The 25,992-nt window shown below is 43.2% G+C and carries 27 protein-coding genes; 21 read left to right on the top strand and 6 right to left on the bottom strand.

The window, feature by feature from the left end:
• Window positions 1-36 precede the first annotated feature (36 nt).
• Window positions 37-459 (bottom strand): Hsp20/alpha crystallin family protein, encoded by a 423-nt coding sequence (locus tag ON01_RS07030; protein ID WP_010530315.1) that lies wholly within the window; start codon window positions 457-459, stop codon window positions 37-39.
• A gap of 365 nt (window positions 460-824) precedes the next feature.
• On the opposite strand from ON01_RS07030, the gene ON01_RS07035 reads away from it, so the two are divergent.
• The 3 genes from ON01_RS07035 (at window position 825) to ON01_RS07045 (ending at window position 5,117) form a co-directional block, all read left to right on the top strand.
• Complete coding sequence (locus ON01_RS07035) at window positions 825-2,069, top strand: metal-dependent hydrolase family protein (RefSeq protein ID WP_010530316.1); 1,245 nt, start codon at window positions 825-827, stop codon at window positions 2,067-2,069.
• A gap of 712 nt (window positions 2,070-2,781) precedes the next feature.
• Complete coding sequence (locus ON01_RS07040) at window positions 2,782-3,648, top strand: TetR/AcrR family transcriptional regulator (RefSeq protein WP_010530317.1); 867 nt, start codon at window positions 2,782-2,784, stop codon at window positions 3,646-3,648.
• Window positions 3,645-5,117, top strand: a complete 1,473-nt coding sequence (locus ON01_RS07045; RefSeq protein ID WP_010530318.1) for an MDR family MFS transporter — start codon at window positions 3,645-3,647, stop codon at window positions 5,115-5,117. Before ON01_RS07040 ends, ON01_RS07045 begins: the two co-directional genes overlap by 4 nt.
• A 153-nt stretch (window positions 5,118-5,270) precedes the next feature.
• Here the strand turns inward: ON01_RS07045 and ON01_RS07050 are convergent, their stop codons facing one another.
• Window positions 5,271-6,272: a DUF3231 family protein gene (locus tag ON01_RS07050; protein ID WP_010530319.1), complete on the bottom strand. Its 1,002-nt coding sequence runs from the start codon at window positions 6,270-6,272 to the stop codon at window positions 5,271-5,273.
• Window positions 6,273-6,566: 294 nt separating this feature from the next.
• Between ON01_RS07050 and ON01_RS07055 the strand changes: the two genes are divergently transcribed.
• Window positions 6,567-7,163 (top strand): hypothetical protein, encoded by a 597-nt coding sequence (locus ON01_RS07055; RefSeq protein WP_010530320.1) that lies wholly within the window; start codon window positions 6,567-6,569, stop codon window positions 7,161-7,163.
• Window positions 7,164-7,260: 97 nt separating this feature from the next.
• Complete coding sequence (locus tag ON01_RS07060; protein ID WP_010530321.1) at window positions 7,261-7,635, top strand: DoxX family protein; 375 nt, start codon at window positions 7,261-7,263, stop codon at window positions 7,633-7,635.
• Between the two features lie 134 nt (window positions 7,636-7,769).
• Here the strand turns inward: ON01_RS07060 and ON01_RS20045 are convergent, their stop codons facing one another.
• Together ON01_RS20045 and ON01_RS18875 are read right to left on the bottom strand one after the other, a co-directional pair.
• Complete coding sequence (locus tag ON01_RS20045) at window positions 7,770-7,964, bottom strand: YjcZ family sporulation protein (protein WP_010530322.1); 195 nt, start codon at window positions 7,962-7,964, stop codon at window positions 7,770-7,772.
• 126 nt (window positions 7,965-8,090) lie between these two features.
• On the bottom strand, window positions 8,091-8,195 hold the full coding sequence (locus ON01_RS18875; RefSeq protein WP_083838364.1) for a YjcZ family sporulation protein: 105 nt from the start codon (window positions 8,193-8,195) through the stop codon (window positions 8,091-8,093).
• A 210-nt stretch (window positions 8,196-8,405) separates the two neighbouring features.
• On the opposite strand from ON01_RS18875, the gene ON01_RS07070 reads away from it, so the two are divergent.
• Window positions 8,406-8,675, top strand: a complete 270-nt coding sequence (locus ON01_RS07070; protein ID WP_010530323.1) for a hypothetical protein — start codon at window positions 8,406-8,408, stop codon at window positions 8,673-8,675.
• Between the two features lie 32 nt (window positions 8,676-8,707).
• Here ON01_RS07070 and ON01_RS07075 read toward each other — a convergent pair whose 3' ends face one another.
• Window positions 8,708-9,499 carry a DUF2268 domain-containing putative Zn-dependent protease gene (locus tag ON01_RS07075; RefSeq protein ID WP_010530324.1) on the bottom strand — a complete coding sequence of 264 codons (792 nt, stop codon included), beginning with the start codon at window positions 9,497-9,499 and terminating at the stop codon, window positions 8,708-8,710.
• 149 nt (window positions 9,500-9,648) lie between these two features.
• On the opposite strand from ON01_RS07075, the gene ON01_RS07080 reads away from it, so the two are divergent.
• The 9 genes from ON01_RS07080 to ON01_RS07120 all read left to right on the top strand — a co-directional run bounded on the left by ON01_RS07080 (window position 9,649) and on the right by ON01_RS07120 (window position 17,841).
• Window positions 9,649-9,879: a YppG family protein gene (locus ON01_RS07080; protein ID WP_010530325.1), complete on the top strand. Its 231-nt coding sequence runs from the start codon at window positions 9,649-9,651 to the stop codon at window positions 9,877-9,879.
• 31 nt (window positions 9,880-9,910) lie between these two features.
• The gene (locus tag ON01_RS07085) at window positions 9,911-10,351 is read left to right on the top strand and encodes a GNAT family N-acetyltransferase (RefSeq protein WP_010530326.1); all 441 of its coding nucleotides are present in this window, start codon (window positions 9,911-9,913) and stop codon (window positions 10,349-10,351) included.
• A 266-nt stretch (window positions 10,352-10,617) separates the two neighbouring features.
• Entirely contained in the window at window positions 10,618-11,409 is a 792-nt protein-coding gene (fdhD, locus tag ON01_RS07090) for a formate dehydrogenase accessory sulfurtransferase FdhD (protein WP_010530327.1), read from the top strand.
• A 112-nt stretch (window positions 11,410-11,521) separates the two neighbouring features.
• Complete coding sequence (locus ON01_RS07095; RefSeq protein WP_010530328.1) at window positions 11,522-11,701, top strand: YozQ family protein; 180 nt, start codon at window positions 11,522-11,524, stop codon at window positions 11,699-11,701.
• A 450-nt stretch (window positions 11,702-12,151) separates the two neighbouring features.
• Window positions 12,152-13,663, top strand: a complete 1,512-nt coding sequence (dacB, locus tag ON01_RS07100; protein WP_010530329.1) for a D-alanyl-D-alanine carboxypeptidase/D-alanyl-D-alanine endopeptidase — start codon at window positions 12,152-12,154, stop codon at window positions 13,661-13,663.
• A 73-nt stretch (window positions 13,664-13,736) separates the two neighbouring features.
• Window positions 13,737-13,994, top strand: coding sequence for a hypothetical protein (locus ON01_RS19490; RefSeq protein WP_029329031.1), 258 nt, complete (start codon window positions 13,737-13,739; stop codon window positions 13,992-13,994).
• 223 nt (window positions 13,995-14,217) lie between these two features.
• The gene (locus tag ON01_RS07110; protein WP_010530331.1) at window positions 14,218-15,681 is read left to right on the top strand and encodes a spore germination protein; all 1,464 of its coding nucleotides are present in this window, start codon (window positions 14,218-14,220) and stop codon (window positions 15,679-15,681) included.
• 11 nt (window positions 15,682-15,692) lie between these two features.
• Window positions 15,693-16,781 carry a GerAB/ArcD/ProY family transporter gene (locus ON01_RS07115; protein ID WP_010530332.1) on the top strand — a complete coding sequence of 363 codons (1,089 nt, stop codon included), beginning with the start codon at window positions 15,693-15,695 and terminating at the stop codon, window positions 16,779-16,781.
• Complete coding sequence (locus tag ON01_RS07120) at window positions 16,771-17,841, top strand: Ger(x)C family spore germination protein (RefSeq protein WP_010530333.1); 1,071 nt, start codon at window positions 16,771-16,773, stop codon at window positions 17,839-17,841. Before ON01_RS07115 ends, ON01_RS07120 begins: the two co-directional genes overlap by 11 nt.
• Window positions 17,842-17,974: 133 nt before the next feature.
• Here the strand turns inward: ON01_RS07120 and ON01_RS07125 are convergent, their stop codons facing one another.
• Complete coding sequence (locus ON01_RS07125; protein ID WP_010530334.1) at window positions 17,975-18,628, bottom strand: DNA-3-methyladenine glycosylase family protein; 654 nt, start codon at window positions 18,626-18,628, stop codon at window positions 17,975-17,977.
• A 177-nt stretch (window positions 18,629-18,805) separates the two neighbouring features.
• Between ON01_RS07125 and ON01_RS07130 the strand changes: the two genes are divergently transcribed.
• From ON01_RS07130 to ON01_RS07155, 6 genes are all read left to right on the top strand, one after another.
• Entirely contained in the window at window positions 18,806-20,020 is a 1,215-nt protein-coding gene (locus ON01_RS07130) for an NAD(P)/FAD-dependent oxidoreductase (protein WP_010530335.1), read from the top strand.
• Between the two features lie 280 nt (window positions 20,021-20,300).
• On the top strand, window positions 20,301-20,552 hold the full coding sequence (locus ON01_RS07135) for a hypothetical protein (protein ID WP_010530336.1): 252 nt from the start codon (window positions 20,301-20,303) through the stop codon (window positions 20,550-20,552).
• 65 nt (window positions 20,553-20,617) lie between these two features.
• Complete coding sequence (locus ON01_RS07140; protein ID WP_010530337.1) at window positions 20,618-21,442, top strand: VanW family protein; 825 nt, start codon at window positions 20,618-20,620, stop codon at window positions 21,440-21,442.
• 480 nt (window positions 21,443-21,922) lie between these two features.
• Window positions 21,923-22,534 carry a nitroreductase family protein gene (locus ON01_RS07145; RefSeq protein WP_010530338.1) on the top strand — a complete coding sequence of 204 codons (612 nt, stop codon included), beginning with the start codon at window positions 21,923-21,925 and terminating at the stop codon, window positions 22,532-22,534.
• Complete coding sequence (locus ON01_RS07150; RefSeq protein WP_010530339.1) at window positions 22,531-23,538, top strand: ABC transporter substrate-binding protein; 1,008 nt, start codon at window positions 22,531-22,533, stop codon at window positions 23,536-23,538. Before ON01_RS07145 ends, ON01_RS07150 begins: the two co-directional genes overlap by 4 nt.
• A 4-nt stretch (window positions 23,539-23,542) precedes the next feature.
• Window positions 23,543-25,567 (top strand): iron ABC transporter permease, encoded by a 2,025-nt coding sequence (locus ON01_RS07155; RefSeq protein WP_029329034.1) that lies wholly within the window; start codon window positions 23,543-23,545, stop codon window positions 25,565-25,567.
• The last annotated feature ends 425 nt before the right edge of the window (window positions 25,568-25,992 follow it).

Genomic DNA, 25,992 nt, shown 5'->3' on the forward strand with positions numbered 1-25,992 from the left:
TGTTGGAGCCGGCTTCTAAAGTGTAACTTGGAAACATCAGTCATTTTCATCGGCAATATCGATATATGTCCGGTCATGATCTGTTTTAGGGATCGTCACTTTCAACAGCCCATCATGGAACGTTGCTTTTGTTTCTTCTTTCTGTATCGGAAATGGAAGCGTAATGGTGCGTTCCGTTTGCTGTTTCTCGTGAGTGGAACTCCTTTGGGCAGCAATCCGTAAACGATGAGCAATCATCTCTAACTCGATCTCATTGCGTTTGTAACCCGGCAATTCCGCTGTGACGATTATTTCGGAATCGTATTCGTCTACATCGACCCAAAATGGCTGCATATTGAAAACGGAATTCATCTGTTTGAACGATTGGTTGAAAAAGGAGTCCATCTGACCCATCAGACCCCGAAATGGTGACATATCAATATCAAATTTTCCTGGCCGGTTGTTATTTTTTGAATTCATTTTTTCACCTCTTTGTACCATGCTGCTAATAAAATATGCTTAAAGAAAGTAAGAGTGGTGGGCGATTTTCTTATGCCAATTTATGTTAATACAATGATAGCTTGTAAACGATACATTAATATTTATTGAAATCGATTACCTTTCTAACTATTTGCATGTTTAGTCACTACCTCATTTCGACTATTTAAAAGAGTACATTAAATTTAAAGCGTGACATTGCAGAAAATAGTAAAATAATGACAGTAGACAAGCAAGATTCGGAGTGATATAGTGTTGATTAAATTTTCTGAGGAGCCTGTTTAAACCAAAAGCACTGGAACGTTCGAATTCATTTACATTGTAAGTTAACGAGGGGAGGAATTAAGATGGCAAGAACATTAATTAAAAACGGATTATTGGTAGATGGCAATGGTGGCCAACCACAAACAGATTCGGTTGTCGTGACTGAAAATAACCGCTTGATTTATATTGGTCCTGAACAAGACTATAATAAAAAAGGTGATGAAACGGTTATCGATGCAGAAGGCGGAACCATCCTGCCTGGTCTGATTGATTCACATGTTCACATGATGATGGAATATACACCAGTTTCGGAAAAATTAACGACACCATTTTCGTATATGTATTATCAGGCAGCTAAGTATTTGGAAACGACGCTAAACACCGGGATCACATCCGTCCGAGACGCGCTTGGTACGGATCGCGGCGTGAAGAAAGCTGTTCAGGACGGATTGATTAGCGGGCCGCGTCTGCAACTAAGCATTAATGCGTTAACGACCACCGGAGGTCATGGAGATGGTTATCAGGTTTCGGGTGATGTGATGGATCTATTGCCATCAGGTCACAGAGGTATGCCGGATGGACGTTGTGATGGTGTTGAAGAGGTACGCAAGAAAACACGTGAAATGCTGCGTGCCGGTGCAGAGGTGATTAAGGTCCATGCAACAGGTGGCGTCCTAAGCCCGACCGACCACCCAGAATTTACTCAATTTTCCCCAGAGGAGCTGAAAGTCATTGTTGAAGAGGGCCGCTTTCGCAAGGGGACTACAGTTATGGCACATGCTCAAGGTGCAGAAGGAATCAAAAACGCGGTTAAAGCGGGAGTACATTCAATTGAACATGGTATTTTCCTGGATGATGAAGCGATTGAATTAATGCTTGAAAACGGAACTTATCTTGTCCCGACATTACTTGCTCCAGTAGCAGTACTGGAAACAGCGGATGAAAAAGGCATGCCGGCATCAGCAGTCCAAAAGTCTAAAGAAGTAATTGAGCAGCATAAAAAAAGTATAGCTAAAGCTCATAAAGCAGGTGTCAAGATTGCAATGGGAACGGATGCTGGTGTCATGAAACATGGTACCAATTTGCGTGAACTTGGCTTAATGGCAGACACTGGCATGAGCCCGATGGAAACGATTGTGGCCACAACGAAAACAGCCGCAGAATGTCTCGGCTGGGATGATCAAGTTGGTACACTAGAGGCAGGCAAATTAGCAGATATTGTTGTTGCGAAAGGCAACCCGCTTGACGACATTAATTCGCTGACAGACAACGATACAATCCAGTTGGTTATGAAAGATGGAAAAATCGAAAAAAATACAATAAGCTGATTTAATGGATTTTAAGCAGCTTATATGTTTTGGAGTTGTTTTTAACGCGATAAGAAGTCGGCAGTGAGCTTAATTCAATCGAGGGCGTTGAATTTTCAATCGAAAGACCTAAATTTCAATCGATACGGGATAAATTTGATCGAAAGGCACAAAAGGACAAGTGAGTACGGGGAATCGTCGCGCGATCTCGTGCTATCCTCGCGCGAAATCCGGAGAGTGCCGCGCGACCTCGTGCCACCCTCGCGCGAAATCCGGAGAGTGCCGCGCGATCCCGTGCTATCCTCGCGCGAAATCTGGAGAGTGTTGCGCGATCTTGTGCTACCTTCGCGCGAAATCCGAAGAGTGCCGCGCGACCTCGTGCTACCTTCGCGCGAAATCTGGAGAGTGCCGCGCGATCTCGTGCTATCCTCGCGCGAAATCCGAAGAGTGTTGCGCGATTTTGTGCCACCGTCGCGCGATCGAACAACACAAAGTTTCGGTTGGGAGAAAAGCGAGGTACCCAAAAAATGTGGTATGGTGCTTTACATAGGACTCATAATAGGCAAAAAACCGGGCTGTAATTGGCCCGGTTTTTTCTGATGGGAAATCCCCTGAATGAAGTTTTACTTAAATTCTTCAAATCGATTGTTTCATAGCATACCAAATGTTATTATGTGTTGGTGACTATAAATTTACCAACAGTAACTAACTGGTCAAAAACAGGAGGATCTTAATGACACAACGGCATGAAGAGCTTCTGGATGCTGCGATTCAGCTCTTTCAGAAAAGCGGTATTCACGCTGTCTCTGTGGCTGATATTACGGAAGCGTGCGGGATATCTAAAGGTGCTTTTTATAAACATTTTGACTCAAAAGAAAACATGATACTGGAATTGCTGAAGCGGTATTATGATGAGATGTTCAGGGAAGCGGATCGGTTTACTGAAGAATTTAACCAGTCACCTTTAATGATACTAAAGCGAAAGATTACGATTGAACTCGAAAAATCAATCGAATACAGGTCGTTCTTTCTTGCTTTATTAACTGAATTCCCTCCGTATGAAAAGGGACCGATTCCTGAATTCCTTGATCGGATACAGCAGACACATCAGCAATGGCACAAACAGGCGTTATTGGATGCATTTGGTTCGAAGTCCAAGAAATATATGGATGATCTAACGCTTGTTCTGGAAGGAATCCTTCATAGTTATTTAATGCAGATTATTTGGAAAGGGCCTGCTTTGCCTCTGGACAGATTGGGCGATTTTATTGCTGAATGTATAAAAGCGATCGTGGAAAATGATGAGGCCATATCACCGTTGCTTCCGGTATACTCTAATGCTGATTCTGAAGCTTCCATCTTAGAAATCATCGGCAATGACTTGCATACATTGCGGACAGAAATGAACACAGACCGTGCCCGCTACTCGCAAAAAGATTTACAAACAATCGATTTATTAATCGAAGAACTCACGCAAGAAAAACCAAGGGAATTTCTGGTCGATGCACTGCTTGCTCAACTGCATCGGCGTACTTATTTAAAAACTGGAATAACCAAAATAATGACATCATGGGAAGTATGGAAAGGGGATTTAACATGAGTGATACAGCAACTTCCTGGGATTTGCCGCCAAAACAAAAAGGATTGATGATAGCGGCCTTGTTGACGGGCGCGTTTATGGGTATCATCAATGAAACATTACTGGCAACAGCGCTCCCGACAATTCAGGATGCGTTCTCCATCTCACAGGGGGAAGTACAATGGATGACAACCGCATTCTTGATGACAAATGGGATTATGATTCCTGTTTCAGCATTTCTGATTGACCGGTTTACAACCCGGGGATTATTTATAACTGCAATCGGCCTATTTGGTGCAGGCACCGCCATTGCGGCGATAGCCACTACATATCCGGTACTGCTGTTAGGGCGTGTTGTCCAGGCATCCGGATCCGGAATTATGCTGCCTCTTTTGATGACGGTGCTCCTGGCGGTCATTTCGGTTGAACGCCGTGGTACCGCAATGGGGATGATTGGTATTGTGATTGCATTTGGACCGGCGATTGGACCGACATTGTCAGGCTGGCTATTGGAACATTTTTCATGGCGTTCGTTGTTTATTACGGTTCTTCCAATTGTAGCGGTAACCATTACTGTTGCGGCGCTTTTTCTGCGTAATGTGACTGACCTCCGAAAGCCAAAGATAGACGTACTATCGATTGTCTTGTCTTCAGTCGGATTCGGTTCATTCCTGTATGGATTCAGTATTGCATCAGAGAGCGGCTGGGGGAGCACTGTCGTTATCAGTGCTATCACCATTGGATTAGTGGTGATTGGTTTATTCATCTGGCGGCAGCTTATCCTGGACACCCCGATGCTAGAATTTAAGGTGTTCCAATTCCGGATTTTTACTCTGGCAATCGCTATCACGATGACGGTTCTGATTTCACTGATTGGGGCTGAAACATTGCTGCCGCTGTTTATGCAGAATGCGCTGGGATTCTCACCGTTGAAGTCCGGTATGATGCTCTTTCCGGGTGCAATTGTAATTGGAATTATGTCACCGATTACCGGGCGGCTGTTTGATAAGTTTGGCGCTAAATGGCTTGCGCTTATCGGACTCAGTATCGTCACTGTAACGACATTTATGTTTACCAGATTATCACTGGAAACATCATTTGCCTACTTGACGACAATCTATGCGATTCGCATGTTTGGTCTATCGTTTGCATTAATGCCGGTGATGACATCTGCTTTGAACCAGCTTCCGCCAAAATGGTATGCGCATGGGTCAGCGATGGCTAATACCCTGCAGCAAATTTCCGCATCAATTGGAACAGCAATCCTTGTTACGCTTGTTGCAATGGGCACTAATAGTTTCGTAACAGATGGAAACACGTCACCGGAAATAGCTGGTAAACTGGCACAAGTGGTTGGATTTGAATGGGCGTTTATGGGCAGTACGATTCTTGCGTTTATCGCATTTATTTTGGCATTATTTCTCCATCCGCCGAAAAAAGAAAAAGAAATCGTTCGGCAGATTCATGGGGAGCATGCTACTATGCGGTGATTTGCAGAAGAGGCGTATCGTATAGAGTGAAAACATGAAATAACAAAGCTTTTGGGGTGCTAATCACATGTCTGTTAGTACCCTATAATTGGAAAAAGGTTTAGAGCGATCGGAATTCAAATTAAAACACCTCTTATAAAAGGTGTTTTATATTTATTTATCTTTTGCTATTTCCTTTCTGTTTGGAGCTAGTGGTGGTTGTTCAAGCCATTTATTTTTGGTCATTAAATTGAACCATTCTTTGGTAACCATGATGTTCTTTAATATGACTTTTTCATATGTTGTTACGAGGTCTGCCCGCATAGCAGATGCAAGTCCTGCACCATGATAATTTTGTGAAGCTTGCAATAAAAATCCAATGTGATACAGCATCAACTTATCTGAAAAAGGAGAATCCTGTGATGTAGTGACTTCAGATTCCCAAGACATCGGCACAGGTAAGTTATCCTTTTTTAATAATTTAGCCAATGATTGAATTTGGTTATCTGACGTGTCTTGTGCAGATTTCAGAAACTTTCTAACCTCTTTTGACTGTGTCACTTGGCTGAATCCAATGGAAAGCGATTTTTCCATTATTTTCTTTTTGATATTAAACGAAAGACTAATGATTTCCGTTGCGGTTAATGGACGGTTACCCCCAAAAGTCTGTACAAATTGTTGTCCAGAGATGAATTCAGGGTGGTTATCAGGATAAAAGTAAGGGGTTCTTTGAAAATGCCCTTTTTCCAGTAATAATTCAATCGTTTGGTGGTACATTCTCTTTCCATCATTATCACAGGAATCATAAAAATCTCTTAGGTCTTTTCTTACAGAAGAGGTAAGCGATGCTGTATGCCCTAATAAACCGTGTAAGGTCATAATGTGCAAATAGTGTAAACAGAATATGTCGGAAAATAACCTTTTTGCTCCTCGATTAAGGTCTGATTCAGTAAACCCGATGGGAATCGGGAACCCCTCGTTTTTAATGAATGTAGATATCTGTTTCTTTTGTTTATCAAATGTCTGTATAGCATCTTCAAAAACAGCCCTTATCTTTTCATCCTTTATAATGGAAACCATATACTTGTTTACAATATCAGTCGCAGTCCCGTTTACATACTCCCCCCACAATGTACCGATCTCAGCAGAGGTAAGTTTTAATTGTTCCTTATTCATTCAATCACCTCGATTTTTATGGTTCCCGTGTTTTAATAATTTATTATTGAATCTTGACAATAAGCAAAGGGGACGGAAGTGATTTATACTCTCTGGTACAAAGATAAATGGATGACACCCCCGTTGCAGGCCTTTATATATTATTCCGTTATACGACAGGCGCATTTGCGGAATTAACAAGCAGCTTAAAAAGTAGTGACTATTTAACTCACCTCTATTATACTAGTCATAAGGTGTAGACAGGGAGTGCATCAGTACGCACACTAGACCCTAAGACAAGAAAGGAAGAATTTAATGAAAAATAATCATAAATTTTTAATGGTAATGTTGATAGGAGTATCCCTTATATTGGCTGCTTGCGGAAACTCATCTGAACAAGAAGGTACACAAGATTCACCTAATATTAACCAAGAGACAGAAACCGATTCCTCTGAAGACGCATATTCCGGACAGGAAGCAAAAACACACGATAATCAGGCGGAGGAACAAAGCCAAGAAGAACTACTGGAAGAATATGTTCCAAATGAAGATGATGTTGTACTAAAGCATAATAATTTGAAAAATAAAGGTATACTTGAAGCGTTTATGAAAGTTGCTGGAGAAAACGGCGAAAACAATGAAAGTGAAATTAGAGTAGTGAAGGATGAAGGGGCAAACGGTGTGCTTATTTATGATTTGAAATCAAGATATGATAAAAATGCCGATCAGGCATGGATTGGGGTTATTCCAGATTTGAGTCATTATAGCGCCTCAGAAAATGACGTACAAGATGTTTTTAATAATGCACGCCAGCAATGTAGCTATATGTCAAAGGATAAACAAGAAGGGTACTATAAATTGAATGAATGTCGAACGCATTGGGAATATCGGTTCCTTCCAATTGTTAATTGATAATGGCTTTTAGAGATTAAGTCAAACAATCTGGTGATCTACCGAATGGCTTGGTAAGAAATACCAGCAGGAAAGGTTATAAAAAGGTGGTATACATATGAAATTGTTTTTTCGAACATTATATTCGATTCTCTTATTTGGAGCCGGTATCTTGCATTTCATCCATGAACCAGGTTTTCGTAAAATTGTCCCCAAAACACTGCCTTTACGACGGACCATCGTGCTGGTCTCAGGTGTATTTGAAATGATCCTTTCCGTCTTGCTTTGGGTAAAAAAAGGACAACAAATCACAGGAAAACTATTAGCACTTTTTATGGTCGCTGTTTTTCCAGCGAATGTGTACATGGCTGTTAAAAGAATATCATTCCGGCCGGGGGAACAAGCTAATCTTTGGATTCTATGGTTACGATTACCTTTGCAAATTCCACTGATTGCTGGGGCATTAACACTGGGAAGAAAAGATAATGAATAGACTATTCCAGAGTGTTGGGTGCGCTAAAGAATAAGCGTAACGCGTTAATCATTAAGGTAAAAATGCTGTAAAAAACCCGGACTGCCGTTCATGGCAGCCCGGGTTTTTTACTATGATATTTTAAACGGCTGCGGTTAGCACCATGCTGCGCCAACGATGATAAGCAGGATGAATAATACGACGATCAGCGCAAAGCCGCGGCCGGCACCGCCGCCATAGCCACCGTAGCCACCGCCATATCCGAATCCGGCACCACCGTAGCCGGCTCCTGCAACTTGGCCGCCGTAGCCACCGCCAAAGCCGCATCCGCAGTTAGATCCAAATCCCATTTAAATTCCTCCTCAAAAATTTTGTATTTTTGGCAGATAAGAAAAATCTTTCTTATCTGTATAAGTGTAGCTAAGGCTTTTCGTCATAAAGGCTTGACGATAAAGCCAGACTTGCTGATGTTTGGATTAATAGCCAACGTAAGCAACGCCGACAATAATTAGCAGGATAAATAGTACTACGATTAAGGCAAAGCCTCCACCGTAGCCTGCTCCGCCTACATATTCACTCATTCATCAACACCTCCATTACCTTTTGTTAGTAATGTATGTAGGTAAATGCAGATTGATATGGGTACTCCCCCAAATTAAAGGAATTGGGCTCAGACAAGTAACGTTTTTGGCTTGAGTGTTTTCCGCTGATTCCCCAGTATATCTGTCTCTTACTGAATTTTTACCGTATACATATAATGTCGTATGTTTCTGTAAAATGGAGGTGAAAGAATGTCGGTCAGGTATTATTATGAATTATGCTGTAAATATAAAGGGAGACCTGTCAAAATAGCCACACGTGATGGGGTCGTTCACCGTGGTGTGATCCGGGATGTTGATAACCATCGTGTATTTATAGAGCCGTTTGGCTGCCAGGGAAATCTAGGTGGTTTCGGATATGGCTTCTACGGACCGGGATATGGATATGGTTCCGGATTTGGCTATGGTATCGCATTGGGAGCGATTGGCACACTGGCTTTGCTTCCATTTTTCTACTGGTAATGCTTGTCCCCAAACGCGGAAAAACAGACGGATCAGAGTTCGTCTGTTTTTTCGATTATTGTTTCCGATTTAACAGGCAATAAGTCTTGTGACGTTAAGTCTTCTTTGTTCATATAGTTTTTTACCAGGTGATACCCGGCGCAATAGCCGGCCATTTTGGGATAAGGACCGAGACCATACAGTATTTGTAAATGTTTGCGTCCGGATTTCGGGATATTCCGATTAGGGAGTATCAGATTCATGCATATTCTTTGTAATTGTCTATCGGAGTAATACGATAACCAATTAGCTGTATACCGGACACCAAACCTTTCACGGACGGCGTTTTCCGCTAAACCTTCCAGTATCACGGTGTCAAGAAGTGTGTATTCAGCTTCCTTTTTGCTGTATTTGGATAATCTGCAAATATGATTGTATTCATGTGTCAACAACGCCCGAATTTCTTTTTCTGTATTGGTTTCCGAAACAAACAAAAAGAGTTTGTCAGGGAAGCTCAGTCCTGATTTCCCGTTTTGTTCTTGGTTTAATTTTCGGTTATTCGTATCAGCGGGCAATATGAAAACCGGGATATCTGGGCCGTCCCATTCTTTCTTCAGATTTTTTGCTTCCCGTTGTACGATTTGCCAAATATGGTTTTTTTGTAATCCTTCGATCAGTTCATTCCCATTTTTCCGTGGCTCTCGGTACATGCCATGCATTGTTAAGTGCTGATGAATGTCGGCGGCTGAAACACCTTTATCAAATTGGCTTTTAAATTTTTCACAAAGTTCCAGCGGTTTATGATAAGTATCCAACAACCATTTGTCGGTTCGAATGACACTCATATGCATACTCCTAACCTTATTGTATCTAATACACTATGTCACCGGCTGTGTCGATGTTACTAAAGAAGTGAATGGATTAGTCAAACACCTTTTCATTTAATTGTTTAGTTGAATAGGATATAACAAAACGAAAACAGGGAGGTATGAGGATGATCTATCTTGGAAGACCAGAAAGGCCTATGCCGCCGCCACGCCCTCCTATGGGCCCGCCACGTCCGGCAATTCAGAGGCAGCGGCAACCGGCAGGACAAAATATCTTGAATCATTTTCGGGATTCAGACGGAAACTTGGATATTGACAAAATCACGACCACAGCCCAGCAAGTCGGAAAGCTTTACGGACAGGTAAGCCCGCTGATCACAAAATTTACCAAACGCTGATTCAGTAGATGCATAGGAGTTGTATAACCGGATGACAATACGAAAAGCAACAAAACGTGAAACCCGGGAGGTTATCAGTCATTCAATGGACGTTTTAAAGGAATCGAGTATGGGGCATATTCCTGAAAAACAGGAAAAAGCTCAGCAAATGATTGCCCCGTTTTTGGCTTCCGGAGGCTATTATCTGGTTCACACTGAGAGTAACAATCTTCAGGGCTGGATAGGTGTTGGAACTACAATTGATCATTATACAGATAAACCTGTGGGTGTCATTCCTGAGCTTTATGTCCTGCCACAATACCGTAAGCAAGGGATCGCGGAAACATTATGTCATGAAGCTTCGGCAATATTGTGGGAGAAGGGGGTTGCCGCTGTTCAACTTAATGTGTTCGCCGGCAATTCAGTCAAACAGCTTTATCAGAGGCTTGGCTTTCAGGAAGTTGCTACGTTAATGGAAAAGCGATTTGATTAAGCAGGGAAATTATAACCACCGCTGCAGAAGTTTTTGATGGAAACGGATAATGTTATAAAAAATCCGAACTGATTCGAATCTAACTGGCGATTTTGAATCATCGTTCGGATTTTTAGTTGATGTAACGATTCTTATGACCTATGCTCGAAAAAAGCTGGAAGGGTTGTGTTCTTGCAACTGTCATGATAATTTAATTTACAGAAAAGAAAAAATATCGTTACACAAATATGGAATTAAGAACGGAAGTTGATCTGGAAGGTGATAGAATGAACAATACACAGCATAATTGGCAGATTATCCGGTTTGATGGGGAGGAACCACAATCACTGGATGATGAAATCGCCACGGAATTTCCCTTGACAGTTATATTAAACGGTGATGAATTTGCCACAATGGTATGTTCACCGACCGATTTGGAAGAATTGACAATAGGATTTCTTGCCTCAGAAGGGATTATCCGTTCTTATAATGAGATCAACAGTATTTCAGTTGATGAAGGCAAAGGGTTTGCTTATATTGATATCACTAAAAATATCGACGCCATCCCGCAGGATCAGACAAAGCGTTTTATCGGTTCCTGCTGCGGGAAGAGCCGGCAATTTTATTTTAAAAGTGATGTCAGAACGGCGAAAACGGTTTACAGTCGTCTGTCAGTCACAGTTGAGCAGTGTTATACCCTGATGAACCAGCTGCAGTCTGAATCGGAGCAGTTCATCCGAACCGGCGGAGTTCATAATGCGGCCCTGGCAGCCCCCGATGATATGTTTGCAATTCGGATGGACATTGGCCGACATAACGCCCTCGATAAAATTTATGGCCATATCCTGAAACAGCGCATTCCGGTCAAAAATAAATTGATTGTGTTCAGCGGCCGGATTTCTTCCGAAGTGTTACTTAAGATATCCAAAATTGGCGCGGGCATTCTCGTTTCCAAATCTGCTCCGACAGATTTGGCACTTCAACTGGCGACCGATTTGGGTATTACGGTAATCGGGTTTGTCAGAGCCGACAAAATGAACGTTTACACACATCCGCAACGAATTAAAGAAGCGATTTAGAAAATAATAAAAATCGAACACTAGTGGTTCGATAAATGTCAGAAAAAGGATATATTATCCCCATCAATGTTTGGGCAACCTAACAACAGTTGAATTAAATGGAGGGTTATGTATGCCGAAGAAGCGAAATAAAGTAAATCCGGAAGACAGCCGTAACGTTGCTGAGAGGGGTTATGAACCAGACAACTATCTTGGCAATACACAATTTGATAAAGGCATGGCGGAAACGCATGAACAAGTGTCTGATGACTATAAGGAAGGAACGATTGACCGAAAATTAGAGGACAAATAATCCCTTTCCAGCAGTCAAGCGCCTCTTTTTGAGGATAGTCATACAATCGCCCTGGCAAAACATTCACTTTAACGTATTGTATATATTAACTGGCCAAGCGGTAAAAAAGCCAGCGCTCATTCAATTTTCGCCTTATCGGAAACAGAGTCCCTTTTCAAAAAAGGGGCTCTTTTTTATAGGCCATGTCCGGCTCCAGCGTCAAAGCTGTAGGGCGTACGTTGCTAAACGAACGCTTGCACCTTTGTTCGCAGCTCAGCTAATTGTGACAACTTGAGCGAAAAATTTGTGAACTTGAGCGGAGTTTGTGACAATTTGAGCCGATTTCATGATATTTAAGCCGATTCTGTGACAGCTTGAGCCGATCCAACAATTGCATGCACGTATAAATCATTCCCCGCAAGTCTATCATTTACGGAGAGGTGTCGTTTCAAGAAGGATTCAGCACTGTTTATGACGAAATATAAATATAAGGCTTACCGGGGTGATTCCATGACCGTGAAACATTATAGCTTTGGAATGCTCTTTCTTTTTATAATCGTTTTTCTGGCAGGGTCATTCGCTGACAATAAACCTGACCATATAGACAGCGAAGGAGAGGGGCACGATATGAGTGAAAAGCTGAATCATTTGATTGAAAATGAACCAAAGCTGCAAGGAGCTATCACAGGGATAAGCATCCGAGATGGGGAAACAGGGGAAAAACTATATGGTCATAATGGAGATGTCCGGTTGCGACCGGCCTCCAATATGAAATTATTAACCGCCGCAGCAGCACTTTCTGTATTGGGTGAGGATTACAGGTTTACCACAGAGGTGTTGACTGAGGGATCCATTACAAATAATCAATTGGACGGGAATCTGTTTTTAAAAGGAAAAGGCGACCCCACGCTTATGCCTGAAGACTTTGATATGTTTGCCAAAAAAGTGAAGGAAAGCGGAATTGATGTGATCAATGGGGATATTATTGCTGATGATACCTGGTATGATGATGTTCGTCTGTCGCCCGGTCTTGTCTGGAGTGATGAGCACTGGTATTACGGAGCGCAAATTTCTGCATTAACGGTTTCCCCTGATAAGGATTTTGACGCCGGCACGGTTGTTGTTGAAGTCGCACCAGCTGATACCGGGGACAGTCCGGTAGTTACAGTATCACCTGATACAGATTATGTACAGGTCAAAAATAATGCAAAAACGACTACGCCAGGTGGTGAGGAAGATTTAACGCTCAATCGGATTCATGGTGAAAATGTGATTACAATTGACGGGACCATTCCGGCTGATTCAGCCAACGTTAAAGAATGGATGGCCGTCTGGGAGCCGACCGGTTATGCGCTGGATCTGTTCAGACAATCACTGGAAGAGCGGGGGATCACATGGACCGGCAGGGTGAAAACAGGACAAGCTCCAAAAAAAGCTGATGTCCTGCATACGGGTAAATCCATGCCACTTTCCGAATTGCTCGTACCATTCATGAAGTTAAGCAACAATACACATGCGGAGATTCTTGTAAAGGAAATGGGTAAAGTCGTTCATGATGAAGGAAGCTGGGAAAAAGGACTGGACGTCGTCGAGTCTGAAATGAAGAGTCTTGGCATGACTAGCGATACGACTGTGATTCGCGATGGATCGGGCATTTCTCATATGAATCTTCTGCCGCCGGATGAACTATCCAGATTGCTGTATAACGTGCAAGATAAAGAATGGTTTGATACGTATTTAAACGCGCTTCCGAATTCCAACGCTTCAGATCGGATGAAGGGCGGAACGTTGCGTCACCGAATGAACGATGTCAGTATACAGGCTAAGACCGGAACAATTGATGGTGTCAGTACACTTTCCGGTTATGCAGAGGCGACGAATGGAAGCAAATTTATATTTTCGATTATGCTTAATAACCTGTTGGATGAAGAAGATGGACCAGAGATAGAAGATAAAATAGTGAAGATATTGGTGAATCAATAACAGAAGGGAGCCCATACTTTTTGGGCTCCCTTTTTAATCCCGAAAGATTACTGGTTATTTTGCTGGGATTGCTGTGCTTGAGTTGCTTGCTGGCGAGCTTGCTGAAGCTGCTGCTGCGCCTGCTGAACTTGCTGGTTTTGTTGTGCTTGGGCACCAGCTTGTTGCTGCGCGTTCTGCAATTGTTGTTCAGCCTGCTGTACCTGCTGCTGAGCTTGCTGAAGCTGCTGCGGATCAGCACTTGCCTGAGCTTGCTGAACAGCTTGCTGAGCCTGCTGTGCTTGTTGAACTGCTTGCTGCAGTTGTTGCTGTTGTTGGTTTTGTTGTGCCATAAGTATACCTCCAAGTAAAATTATTGCGCTGCAAGAGCGCTCCGTACTTATCATGCCGCATACTTTGTAAAATATGTATGTGAATTGAAACTTTTTTCCATTTAACCGAGCCTTACGTTTCTTCTAAGTCCTACTATATAGAACCCAAATCCGATCGGTGAATAATAACGTGTTTAATCTTTCATACTAAAATCAACATATCGCTTAGCTTAGAAGGATGTTCGCATGAATAAGAAGACGTCACAGAAAAGAGTGCAAAGGGGATTCGACAAGCTGTTAACTGAATTAGAAAAGAAAGATTCTTTCATTCATTATCAGCATGAGCATGAAAATGGCACGATTCATTTGGGCTATTTAAAAACAGCTGTTGATCCGCAAAAACTCGAAAAATATATTCTGCCGCGTGTACAAGAGTACATATATAACGATTTAAGCGAATTAAATGGGTACATCCCATTCACAAAAACCGAACTAGCGGAAAATTCCGATCATATTCAGGATAAGCTTGTGAAGGGTTTTGTATTTATTTACATGCCGAATGTCAGCCCGTCGTATTTGCTGGTTCCGCTGCCGCTCGATCAAAAACGGCAGGTTTCTGTTCCTGAAGTGGAGTTCAGTGTTGTCGGTCCGAAAGAAGCGTTTGTTGAAGATATTGACACAAATTTGAATCTAATCCGGAAAAGGCTGTCTATCCCCGAGTTAAGTGTTAAGAAATTAAAAGTCGGTACAATCACGAAAACAGATGTGGCTGTCGTCTCAATAGATGGAATAGCTGATGAGGAGAATGTCAATACCGCGGTACAGCGTATAAAAGATGTTGAAATTGATCAGGTGATTGACAGTTCGTATATCCAGCAAACGATTGCAGATAACAAAAATTCACCATTTCCGCAGCTGCTGGATACGGAGCGGCCTGACCGGATTGCCGCGATATTGGCTGAAGGAAAAATTGCTATATTTGTCGACGGTTCGCCGCATGTTTTACTTGGGCCGACAACATTGATCGAATTCTTTTCCGCGTTTGAGGATTATTTTTTAAACTGGATGACCGCGTCTGCGTTCCGACTGATCCGTTTAATTGCCGTCTTTTTTTCAATTTTAATTACACCATTATATGTTGCAGTGCTGACACATCATTTTGAAATAATACCGCAGACACTGCTTACTACAATTGTCCATTCCAGAACGCAGGTGCCTTTTCCGCCTGTAATAGAAGCACTCATTCTAGAGTTTACCATTGAATTGCTGCGGGAGGCGGGTGCCAGACTGCCGACCAAAATCGGTCAGACAATCGGTATTGTGGGCGGTATTGTTATTGGAACAGCGGCGGTTGAAGCGGGGCTGACAAGCAATGTACTGCTGATTATTGTTGCACTTGCTGCTTTAGGTTCATTTACAACGCCCGTGTATAAAATGAGTAACACAATCAGGCTGATCCGTTTCCCGTTAATCATCGTTTCGCATGTTTACGGGTTAATTGGTCTGACGATTGCCATTGCTTATATTATGGTACATCTACTGCGGCTGACGTCGCTCGGGCGGCCGTTCTTTGCACCGGTTTTTCCGTTCAGGCCTAAGGATTTCAAAGACGCATTGATACGTCTGCCGTTTTCCGTGCAGCAGAAACGTCCATATCAAGTGCGTCCAACTAAAGTAAAGCGACCTGTTGCTGAAGAAACTGATAAATAGAGGGGTAAGCGATGATTTCACTCGATGATAAAGTAACAGGGTTGATGGTTTTTTTTCTCATCACCTCTTCACAAATCGGTGTCGGTGTGCTCGGGTTTGAAAGTATCATTAACAAATATGCCGGCCATGACGCCTGGATGTCATTAATCATTTCCGGCCTTGCTGTCAGTGGCATCATATATCTCATGTATAAGATGCTGAAAAATGCTGAAAAGGGCGATATTGTTGAAATCCATCAATTTACGTACGGCAAGTGGCTTGGAAATTTCGTTACGATTATATTCACGATGTATTTACTTTTGATGGCAACTGTTGTGTTGCGTACGTATATCGAGATTATCCAGGTATGGATGTTCCCGCATTTAAAGGTTTGGGCCTTTTTATTGATTCTAATTCCACTTATCTATTATACGATATCCGATCAATTCCGGACGGTTGTCGGGGTTTGTTTCCTTGGTATTGTCTATCCGTCTCTTTTAATTCCGACGGTGATTTATCCATTGCGTTTTGCGGATATGAACCACATACTGCCCATTATGGATCATACCATCACAGAATTGATGCAATCGTCGACCTTAGCTATATTGAATTTTATGGGCTTTTCAACGCTTCTCGTTTTCTATCCGTTTATAAGGGAAGCAAACAAATCACAAAAATACGCCCAGTATGGCAATCTCTATACGACAGGATTGTATGTCGTTGTATGCTTAGTGTCATATCTCTTTTATAATCAGAGTGAATTGGAAGAGGTCATTTGGGCATCATTGGGGCTATGGAAAATTATTGAAATGCCATTTATGGAGCGGTTTGAATATTTTGGAATTGCCACGCTGTTCTTTATGATTTTGCCGAATGCCGTACTGTACATGTGGGCGTCCACACGCGTGGTGCACCGTACCTTTGGCTTTGACCATAAGAAGACAGCTGTTGTGCTGCTCGTTATTTTATTCCTAACATGTGTGAGTTCTACGGGCAGGGTAGGTGTGAATGTATTAAATGATGGAGCCGGTAAAATCGGCCTCGTGTTTTTGTTTATTTACATACCTGTTCTGTTTGTCATCAACCTGATTCGCAGGAAGGTGCGTAAGAATGTATCTTAAATATATTGCTTTTTTCGTGTTAGTAATTGTAAGTTTACTGTTTAACACTCAGATGCCAACAAAAATAATCGATCAAATTCAAATGATTACAGTAGCGGGGTTCGATGCGACTGACCAGGATAAGATCCAGGGCACCGTTGTAACGCCAAAATATCTTCAGCAAGCTCAAGTTGAGGATTATATCTACACAGATACCGCTGACACAGTGTATGGCGATTGGGTGAAATTAAATGCGAAAGCGACTGAACGATTGCTGAATGGCAAGCTAAAGGTTGCTTTCTATAATCAGAAACTAGCAGAACAAGGGCTTAGCGAATTTACCGAATTCTTATTAAGAGATCCATCAATTGGCGGCAATGTCTTTTTGGCACTGGCAGAAGGGTCATCCGAGGAGCTGATTAAATCAGTTAAAACTGGTAAGGGCAGAGGTATTTTTTTCAGTGATTTTTTTGAGCATAATATAAAGCATGGGAATCTGCCGCAAACGAATTTAAAACTGTTTAATTCCAGCTTGAAAAGTGACACGAGTGATCCATTTATGCCGATGTTCAGCATTGAAGGCGGGGTGCCGGAGCTAACAGCGCTTGCATTCTTCAACGGTGATAAATATGTTGATAAATTACCCATTGTAAAAGCGAATGTCTTTAAATTATTATATGAAAATCTCAGCGATGGGCAGTACCAATATAAAAGTGATGCATATAACATATCAATTGAAAATCTTGAATCAGATAGGGATGTGGTTTATGAAGCAGAAAAAGGGAGTGGCGGGATGACGTTTAATGTGAAGGTTCGGGGCGTTATTAGGGAGTACACCGGTCAAGAGCCCACAGATCGGTTACCTGTGATTCAAAAAGATATCGAACAGGATTTAGAGCAAAAAGCAGAAAAATTGATTAATCGGTTTCAGGAATTGAATATTGATCCGCTTGCTATTGAGGAGGAAGTTAAAAGCAGAAACCGGAATTATACCAAGGATCAGTTTAAGTCAGCGTATCCGGATATGCCGATTAACGTCAATGTGAATGTCAGACTGACTGAATCGGGGACACGCCGTTAAAGCTCACATAGTGCATACTGGTTAGGGCGCTTTATGAATAGTTGATTCTTGGACGGCCGGATCTACCAGAATTCCCGAAGGTCACACTATTTTTCCCGAAGTGCCAGAACGGCTCCCAACTGGCACTGACCTTTTAAATGATCGCGTCAATTGACTGATATTTCTTGTCAAAGCCTAAATGAACGACCTCCCATAAATAAAATGAGGCGATGGTCAGATGAGGGTCCCAAACGGGCTTTTTGTCGAGTAAAATCCGGCGTCGTTCAGACTTATCAACTTCATACAGCCATTTTGCCCCGCGCTGGATACCGATATCATCGACGGCGAGCACATTCATCCTTCCGAGTGAAAAAATCAGGAACATCTCGGCCGTCCATTTTCCAATCCCCTTAATGCTTGTCAGCAGTTTGATGACCGATCGATTATCCATATCATCCATTTGGGCAAAGTCAATGGTTTTGTCATGTACCTTGGCGGTCAGGTCGCGTAGATAGTTAACTTTTTGGCGGGATAATCCGATTGTCCGCAGCTGTTCATCAGACACCTTCAGAATGGCTTCCGGCTCGATAAGACCCTCAAGCAGCGCTTCCAGTCGTCCAAAGATGGTGCTTGCAGCCTGTACCGAAATTTGCTGGCCAATAATTGAGCGGACCAGTGATTTGAAATAGTCAGGACGCATCGAAACTGTAACATCCCCGACAATATCTATCAGTTTATTCATTTGCTGATCGGCCGCTTTCAATTGGTTAACTGCATCATTATGTCGATCAATCATAATTGTTCCCATAGGTCACCTCGAGATCAGTTTAAAACTTAGTGTAAATGATTTTATACATTTTGACAAAAAACGCCGTCAACGTATTGAATTGCTAGCCTAAATAAGATAGTTTTGATATGATAAAATTGAAATCAAATATGATCTTAACAGAGAGGCTTTAAACCAGTCAGGAAAGGTGGAAGTTATATGAGTAAACCAAAAATAGTCGTTCTTGGCGCCGGTTATGCCGGAATGATGACCACAAAACGATTAATGCAAAAATTAAGTCCTGAAGAAGCGGAGTTAGTGCTCGTTAATAAGCATAACTACCATTATCAGACCACATGGCTGCATGAGGTGGCCGCCGGGACAAGAAATCAAAACCAGGCTCGCATGATGATCAGTGACGTGATCAATCCAACCCGTGTCAACCTGATTTACGATGAAGTTGTCGAAGTGAAAAAAGACGAGAACCGTGTTGTTCTGAAAAACAGTGAGATTACATACGACTATCTTGTCATTTCACTTGGTTTCGAAACGAATACATTCGGCATTAAAGGCATGGAGAAAAATGCGTTTTCTATTACCGATATAGATTCCAGCCGCATGATCCGCGAACATATTGAATATCAATTTGCCAAATATAGCACTGCCAAGAATCCAAAAGATGAAGATCTGGCAATTCTTGTCGGCGGTGGCGGCTTTACCGGCATCGAATTTGCTGGTGAACTCGTTGAGAAAGTACCTGAGCTATGCAAAAAGTATGATATTGACCGTAGCAAAGTCCGTATCATTAATGTTGAAGCCATGCCGCGCGTCCTGCCTGGTTTTGATGATGACCTTGTGGCATATGCCAAGGAATCTCTGGCTGAGGGCGGTGTTGAATTTAGAGAAGGTGCGAAAATCTCGGAGTGCAAGAAAAACAGCTTTGTTATCGGTGATGGTGATGACGCCGAAGAGATCAAAGCTGGCACCATTGTTTGGACAGGTGGCGTAACAGGTAGCTCCATATTGTCCAAGTCCGGTTTTGACATTACAAAAGGAAAAGTAACGGTTGACGGCGACATGCGTGCACCTGATGAAGAAAATATCTTCATCCTTGGTGACTGTGCATGGGTTATGAACGAAGAAGAAGGAAAGCCGTTCCCGCCGACCGCACAGGCAGCAATGCAGCATGCTGATACGTGCTCGGACAATTTAAAAGCGCTGCTGCGAAATGAACCATTAAGCAAATTCGTATTTGATGATAAAGGTACTGTTGCTTCTCTGGGCAGCAAAGATGCTATGGGAACGGTATTCAATGACAATAAATTGTATGGCAAACCTGCAGTATCCATGAAAAAAGTAATCGACAACCGCTACCTCTTCCTGCTTGGCGGACCGAAACTTATCTTGAAAAAAGGGAAACTGCGCATGCTTTAATCAATTGAGGAGGGACATTTTCATGAAAAACGGAACATTATATTTGTTTTTGCTGGCATTGGCAGCAATTGTAGGATACACAGCGGCAAAACGTTCGCTTGAGGACACAAGGGATTTCCGTTAATTGACGGAAGCCTGTAACATGATAACCACCCTGGCCTGGCAGGCGGGGTGGTTTTTTGTATCTTGCGGAGGAGATTCATTTTGTTATTAAATTGTGATATTTATCACTGTTTTCATGCTATTATTCGTATATATTGGTAAAAGGGGAGGTTTTACAATGAGTATGGGATTGATTATTTTCCTTGTCATATTATTTATTGCCGCTATGGGCGGAACGTTTTTTGCATTTAAACAGGAGGAAGACAAAATGAAAAAGTATGAAGAGGAAGGCGATTCGTTTGAAGATCAGTTAAGACGGTCACATGAATATGAAACGTCCTCATTGAGAACAAATGTCCCTATACAGCTGGCGATTTATGGGATTACGATCACAGTTTCACTCATCGTTTTTGCGATTTATGTATTTTAATCTGTTTCTTTCGTCATTCATGTTTTTAACTTATTATCGAATACTACAGGACAGGAGGTGGTTGGATGATGACCGTTATTCTGTCCTTTTTATTGGCATCGGCTCCACTGACGGTTACTGACGATGATCAGGTGGTGGACAAAATCGTGAAAGAGGACTTTGAAATGTTTTATGCTGACCGGTTATGGGTTAACGATGCAAAACTCGAACTGCAAATGGATGTTCTTGATGAGAAATTGCATGAAGATCCTGTCAATGCAAAATTGGATGAGGATGGGCAAATCATAGAAGAAAAGCCCGGAAAAGCACTAGACCGTCAGAAGTTCCACAAACTGTTTCTGGATTATTTCTACCGGGGAACACCTGAAAAGATAGTATTGCCCACACGGAAGGTTTACCCGCGGGTAGACAGCGAACTGCTGGCAGAAATCCGTGAACATAAAATTGGTGATTACACGACAAATTTTAAAGAAAGCAATAAAGAACGAACGCGAAATATTGAGCTGGCTGCCGAGGCGATTAATAACCATGTGGTCTTTCCGGGGGAGCGTTTTTCCTTTAATGATGTCGTTGGGAAACGCACGGAAGAGAAAGGCTACAAACGTGCTCCGGTCATCGTGAAGGGTGAACTGGCCGAGGATATCGGCGGAGGGATTTGTCAGGTTTCATCGACATTATATAATGCGGTTAATTTGGAAAACATTGAGATAACTGAACGTTATTCACACAGCCGGAGTGTCCCTTATGTACCGCCCGGACGTGATGCGACCGTCAGCTGGTACGGTCCTGATTTCGCGTTTACCAACAAATACAAACGGCCGATTTTGATACGGGCGTCGGCTGATAATGGTAATATGACGATCGAAATTTTATCTTCGGCCACGTCATAATACACGCGAATGGATGATCAGTTGATCTGACATGCAGCGGGGAGAACCCCGCTTTCATTTAATGGGGGATTTGGCTATAATTTAAAGTGGAGAGGAGTCTTGGTTATGGGTATGGATATATTGAACTTGAACGATCATTTTCAGGATAATATGACATCGAAATACAGACCAAAGCGACCTGGATGAACAGCTTTCAGATAAACTGAAGATGGTTGAAGCGATCTGCCACTCGGAAATCGGCGAGGTAAGAGCTTCCTCCGAGATCATCTCCGGATTGTATAAGCACTCCGAGATTGATTGGATGCTGTTGGGTGAGTTGGCATTGATGTGTGATTTTAAACTTGCCCGTGGTTATCTTGTACTGGCTGATTCGTGAAAATGACCAACGCCTAAAAATTTCTTGACAGGTTAGGTTATGCCACGTAATATGATAGTTGATAATGAGAATCTTTTTCAGTTATACTGAGTCTTTTGAAGCAGGTGAGTGTCATCGATATATTTGAAGCAATACGGGAAAGACGTACCATTCTTCACTATCAACCTGAAGAAGTGGATAGGGATTTGCTGGTTCACTTGTTTAATAAAGCGGCATATGCGCCGAACCATCATTTAAAAGAGCCCTGGAAAATTAAAATATATGAAGGTGAAGCAAGGTCGGCATTTGGTGAAAAAATTGTTGACAGTTACATAAGGCTGGGTCTCTTGGATACGCTTACCGATGAAAAATTAAAACGTGCCCGGCAATCATATGATCGTTTTTTCCGATCTGTTCCACATCATGCACTTTTCTATATGGAAAAAGAAGATGACGGCGGGTATCTGGATGATGAAAATTACGCAGCAGTTTGTGCATTCATACAGAATTTCCAACTTGCAGCATGGGCGAAAGAGATCGGGACAATGTGGACTGCCAAACCGACACTTCGGGATGATATATTCATCAATGATATTGGTCTGTCACCCGAGAAGCACCGGCTGGTGGCAGTTGTACAGATTGGCTATCCAAGAATAACTCCCCGCACTAAAGGCCGTACACCTGTTGAGGATTCCATTGAATGGTATAACTGCGGGATAGAGGAGCGAGGATCATGAAAAGAATTGCGGTTTTGGTTTTATTATTGATGATCGGGCTGTTAGCTGCATGTGGCAATGATGAGGACGCTGAACAGGAAAACAGTAATCAGGACGATGGCGGCAATGGAGACAGCAGTGAATCCGTGACGATTGAAGATGCAATGGGTGAACAAACGATTGAGAAAACACCTGAAAACATCGTGGCACTTGAGTGGTCGTACGCTGAGAACCTGCTTGCGCTGGGAATTCAGCCTGCGGGTGTTGCTGATTTGGACGGTTTTCATCAGTGGGTGAACATTGATAAGGCGTTTGATGAAAGTGTCAAAGATGTCGGGACGCGGCAGGAGCCGAATCTCGAAGCAATCAGACGACAGGATCCGGACTTAATCATTGCAGTGAAGTTCCGTCATGAGCAATATCTTGATCAGCTGAAAGAAATTGCGCCGGTCATAACGTTTGCCCCTTATAGCGAAGAGGCTATTCAGGATCATTACGGGAATATGCTTAGCGAATTCAAAAAGCTGGCAAAAGTAGTTGATAAAGAAGACGAGGCTGAACAGGCCATTTCGGATTTAAATGCGTTTATCGATGAACAAAGTCAGCGTGTTGCAGATGCAGGACTGAAAGGATCACAATTTGTCGCAACACAAGCTTTCACGGCACAGAATACCCCAACACTACGCTTATTCACGGATAATTCCATGGTAGGCAAAGTCATGAACAAACTTGGGTTTGAAAATGCTTATTCGACTGATGAACCGGAAGTGTACGGCTACAGTGAAGTGACAGTGGAAGCACTGCAGAATTTCCAGGGCAAAGAGGACCTGCAATTCCTGTATATTGTTCAGGAGGAAGACAATATATTTGAATCAGACTTTAAAGGGAATCCTGTCTGGGAAAACTTGAGTTTCGTGCAGAATGGCAATACACATCAGCTGCCCGGTGATACATGGACTTTCGGCGGCGTACTGTCAAATAAGGTATTAGCCAAACAACTGGTGGATGCCATGGTAAACGAGTGATTGGATGAATAGAAGTTTACGGAATATAGTGCTGGCGGTTCTCACCTTTGGAGGGGGAGCCGTCCTTTTGTGCATACTGACATTTATACATATCAATCAGGGGAGTGTTTCGCTATCGCCAGGAACAGTTATTGACGCAATCATTGCTCCGGGTGATAACTTAGAGCACCATACTGTACGCATGTTGCGGCTGCCGCGTGCCATGATGGGGGTTATCGCGGGCGGTACGCTTGCTGTTTCGGGGGTCGTCCTGCAAACAGTAACGCGGAACCCGCTGTCATCGGCCAGTACGCTGGGCATTCATTCTGGTACGTATTTTGCGGTTGTTTTCTGTACGGTGTTTTTTCCGGCAGCCTTGATCGGAAATGGCATTATTGCGGCATTCGCCGGTGGTGTGATGACATTTTTGATTGTGTTCACCCTCTCTGGCGGGAATAAGGCATCACCGGTCCGCATGGTGTTGGCCGGAATGATTGTGACGTTTCTGTTTTCATCACTGACGAGTGTCCTGCAGATTTTTTATGAAAATGAAACAGCCGGATTGTTTTTATGGGGATCCGGAACATTGGTGCAAAATGATTGGAGCGGTGTCCAATTCTCACTGCCGATTGTGGCAGCCGGACTTGTGGTTATTTTATTAATGACTTTCAAGATGGATACGCTTATGCTGGGCGATGATGTTGCGACCGCCTTGGGTCAGAATGTGCACACGGTTAAATTTATTGCAGTCGGGGCGGCTGTATTGCTGACGTCTGTTACTGTCAGCGTCGTTGGCCCGATTGGCTTTGTCGGTCTTGTCGCACCGCATATCATTCGGCTGATTGGCTATCGAAAACATTTGCCGCTTGTGATAGCGTCATTTATTTGGGGCGCTAATGTCCTGCTGTTTGCGGATGTTTTGGCACGTTTTATTGATCCCTCCTTTTCCGAACTGCCTGTGGGTGCCATTACCGCACTTATCGGAGCGCCGTGGTTGATTTATCTGGTTATGCAGATGAAAGGGTCTAAATACGGGGATGAAAATACGTCCGTCATTGCCGGAAAAGTAACGGGAAAGATGTCGCTGAAAGTCATCATCCCTATTTTGGCCGCTATCATTTTTGCAACGATGTTCGTCAGTCTGGCGTCAGGGAACTACGGGTTTGAGCCGGTTCTATTATGGAACGCACTGTTCGGGGGATCAGACGATTTTATGCTTGATCTTGTGATGGATTTGCGTTTGCCCAGGGCTTTGGTCGCCTTGGTCAGCGGCATGATTCTCGCTGTCAGCGGCTTGCTTTTTCAGGGCGTTCTGAGAAACCCGCTCGCAGATCCCTCGGTCATCGGAATTACTTCCGGGGCCGGCGTCGGTGCACTGCTGACGATGTATGTGTTCAGCCTCTCAGCCGTCTGGGTCCCGATCGGAGCCATGGCCGGTTCATTTGTGTTCTTCCTGTTTGTGATGCTTATGGCCACTCGGGCCCAGTTTAAGCCGACGATTCTTGCTCTGCTCGGTATCGGTGTCTCGGCCTTTGGCTCGGCGATCATCCAAATATTAGTTGTTGAGGCCGATATGGGCATTGCTTCCGCTTTAACGTGGCTGTCAGGTACAACATATGCCAGAGGCTGGTCGGAGCTCATTAATTTACTGATCTGGCCTATGCTCATTTTGATACCGTTATTATTCATGCGGATCCGTATTCTTGATACGCTATCACTTGGGGATGACACAGCAAAAGGTCTTGGCGTCAATGTCATGCGAACACGATTTCAGCTTGCGTCAATAGCGACAATACTGGCAGCGTTTAGCGTGGCGGCAGTCGGATCTATCGGTTTTATCGGATTGATTGCACCACACCTGTCACGGCTGCTTGTGGGCTCATCGAACCAAAGGCTGTTGCCTGTAACGATGCTCGTTGGAGGCGCCTTGCTTGTGATAGCTGACGCATTGAGCCGTACGCTTCTCGCACCAAATGAAATCCCATCCGGCATTTTGGTCGCCATTATCGGCGCGCCCTATTTCTTATGGTTAATGCGAAAACGCGCTTAAGGTATGGCTTGCAGGATGAAATGAAATAAAAACCCGTCTGTTCTCGAATGAAAGGGAACAGGCGGGTTTTTTATCAGGCTCTTTTCGTAAAAAGTATTGCTTCTTCATAGTTGATATAAAATGCGACATGGTGAAAAATTTGTGTGCGATAATACCGCTTCGGAAATACACTTCGCTAAGTTTTGTTTACGGACTTTATATTTTACGACGGACAAAGCCCCGATTTCTCAACCATTAACCTAGCAGGAATACTTTTGCTGCCTGAATGACTCGCTTTTCTTCCAATCGAAGTTTTGTGTTGTTCGATCGCGTGAAGCTGGCACAAGGTCGTGTGGCGCTCTAAATTTCGCGCGAGGGTGGCACAGAATCGCGCGACACTCTTGAATTTCGCGCGAGAGTGGCACAGAATCGCGCGACACCCTCCA

Source organism: Lentibacillus jeotgali, assembly GCF_000224785.1.
Lineage (GTDB): Bacteria > Bacillota > Bacilli > Bacillales > Amphibacillaceae > Lentibacillus > Lentibacillus jeotgali.

What these genes read in the sequence shown, in the direction of transcription:
- ON01_RS07030 (WP_010530315.1), bottom strand. Translation starts at nt 459, where the DNA reads ATGAATTCAAAAAATAACAACCGGCCAGGAAAATTTGATATTGATATG.
- ON01_RS07035 (WP_010530316.1), top strand. Translation starts at nt 825, where the DNA reads ATGGCAAGAACATTAATTAAAAACGGATTATTGGTAGATGGCAATGGT.
- ON01_RS07040 (WP_010530317.1), top strand. Translation starts at nt 2,782, where the DNA reads ATGACACAACGGCATGAAGAGCTTCTGGATGCTGCGATTCAGCTCTTT.
- ON01_RS07045 (WP_010530318.1), top strand. Translation starts at nt 3,645, where the DNA reads ATGAGTGATACAGCAACTTCCTGGGATTTGCCGCCAAAACAAAAAGGA.
- ON01_RS07050 (WP_010530319.1), bottom strand. Translation starts at nt 6,272, where the DNA reads ATGAATAAGGAACAATTAAAACTTACCTCTGCTGAGATCGGTACATTG.
- ON01_RS07055 (WP_010530320.1), top strand. Translation starts at nt 6,567, where the DNA reads ATGAAAAATAATCATAAATTTTTAATGGTAATGTTGATAGGAGTATCC.
- ON01_RS07060 (WP_010530321.1), top strand. Translation starts at nt 7,261, where the DNA reads ATGAAATTGTTTTTTCGAACATTATATTCGATTCTCTTATTTGGAGCC.
- ON01_RS20045 (WP_010530322.1), bottom strand. Translation starts at nt 7,964, where the DNA reads ATGGGATTTGGATCTAACTGCGGATGCGGCTTTGGCGGTGGCTACGGC.
- ON01_RS18875 (WP_083838364.1), bottom strand. Translation starts at nt 8,195, where the DNA reads ATGAGTGAATATGTAGGCGGAGCAGGCTACGGTGGAGGCTTTGCCTTA.
- ON01_RS07070 (WP_010530323.1), top strand. Translation starts at nt 8,406, where the DNA reads ATGTCGGTCAGGTATTATTATGAATTATGCTGTAAATATAAAGGGAGA.
- ON01_RS07075 (WP_010530324.1), bottom strand. Translation starts at nt 9,499, where the DNA reads ATGAGTGTCATTCGAACCGACAAATGGTTGTTGGATACTTATCATAAA.
- ON01_RS07080 (WP_010530325.1), top strand. Translation starts at nt 9,649, where the DNA reads ATGATCTATCTTGGAAGACCAGAAAGGCCTATGCCGCCGCCACGCCCT.
- ON01_RS07085 (WP_010530326.1), top strand. Translation starts at nt 9,911, where the DNA reads ATGACAATACGAAAAGCAACAAAACGTGAAACCCGGGAGGTTATCAGT.
- fdhD (WP_010530327.1), top strand. Translation starts at nt 10,618, where the DNA reads ATGAACAATACACAGCATAATTGGCAGATTATCCGGTTTGATGGGGAG.
- ON01_RS07095 (WP_010530328.1), top strand. Translation starts at nt 11,522, where the DNA reads ATGCCGAAGAAGCGAAATAAAGTAAATCCGGAAGACAGCCGTAACGTT.
- dacB (WP_010530329.1), top strand. Translation starts at nt 12,152, where the DNA reads ATGACGAAATATAAATATAAGGCTTACCGGGGTGATTCCATGACCGTG.
- ON01_RS07110 (WP_010530331.1), top strand. Translation starts at nt 14,218, where the DNA reads ATGAATAAGAAGACGTCACAGAAAAGAGTGCAAAGGGGATTCGACAAG.
- ON01_RS07115 (WP_010530332.1), top strand. Translation starts at nt 15,693, where the DNA reads ATGATTTCACTCGATGATAAAGTAACAGGGTTGATGGTTTTTTTTCTC.
- ON01_RS07120 (WP_010530333.1), top strand. Translation starts at nt 16,771, where the DNA reads ATGTATCTTAAATATATTGCTTTTTTCGTGTTAGTAATTGTAAGTTTA.
- ON01_RS07125 (WP_010530334.1), bottom strand. Translation starts at nt 18,628, where the DNA reads ATGGGAACAATTATGATTGATCGACATAATGATGCAGTTAACCAATTG.
- ON01_RS07130 (WP_010530335.1), top strand. Translation starts at nt 18,806, where the DNA reads ATGAGTAAACCAAAAATAGTCGTTCTTGGCGCCGGTTATGCCGGAATG.
- ON01_RS07135 (WP_010530336.1), top strand. Translation starts at nt 20,301, where the DNA reads ATGAGTATGGGATTGATTATTTTCCTTGTCATATTATTTATTGCCGCT.
- ON01_RS07140 (WP_010530337.1), top strand. Translation starts at nt 20,618, where the DNA reads ATGATGACCGTTATTCTGTCCTTTTTATTGGCATCGGCTCCACTGACG.
- ON01_RS07150 (WP_010530339.1), top strand. Translation starts at nt 22,531, where the DNA reads ATGAAAAGAATTGCGGTTTTGGTTTTATTATTGATGATCGGGCTGTTA.
- ON01_RS07155 (WP_029329034.1), top strand. Translation starts at nt 23,543, where the DNA reads ATGAATAGAAGTTTACGGAATATAGTGCTGGCGGTTCTCACCTTTGGA.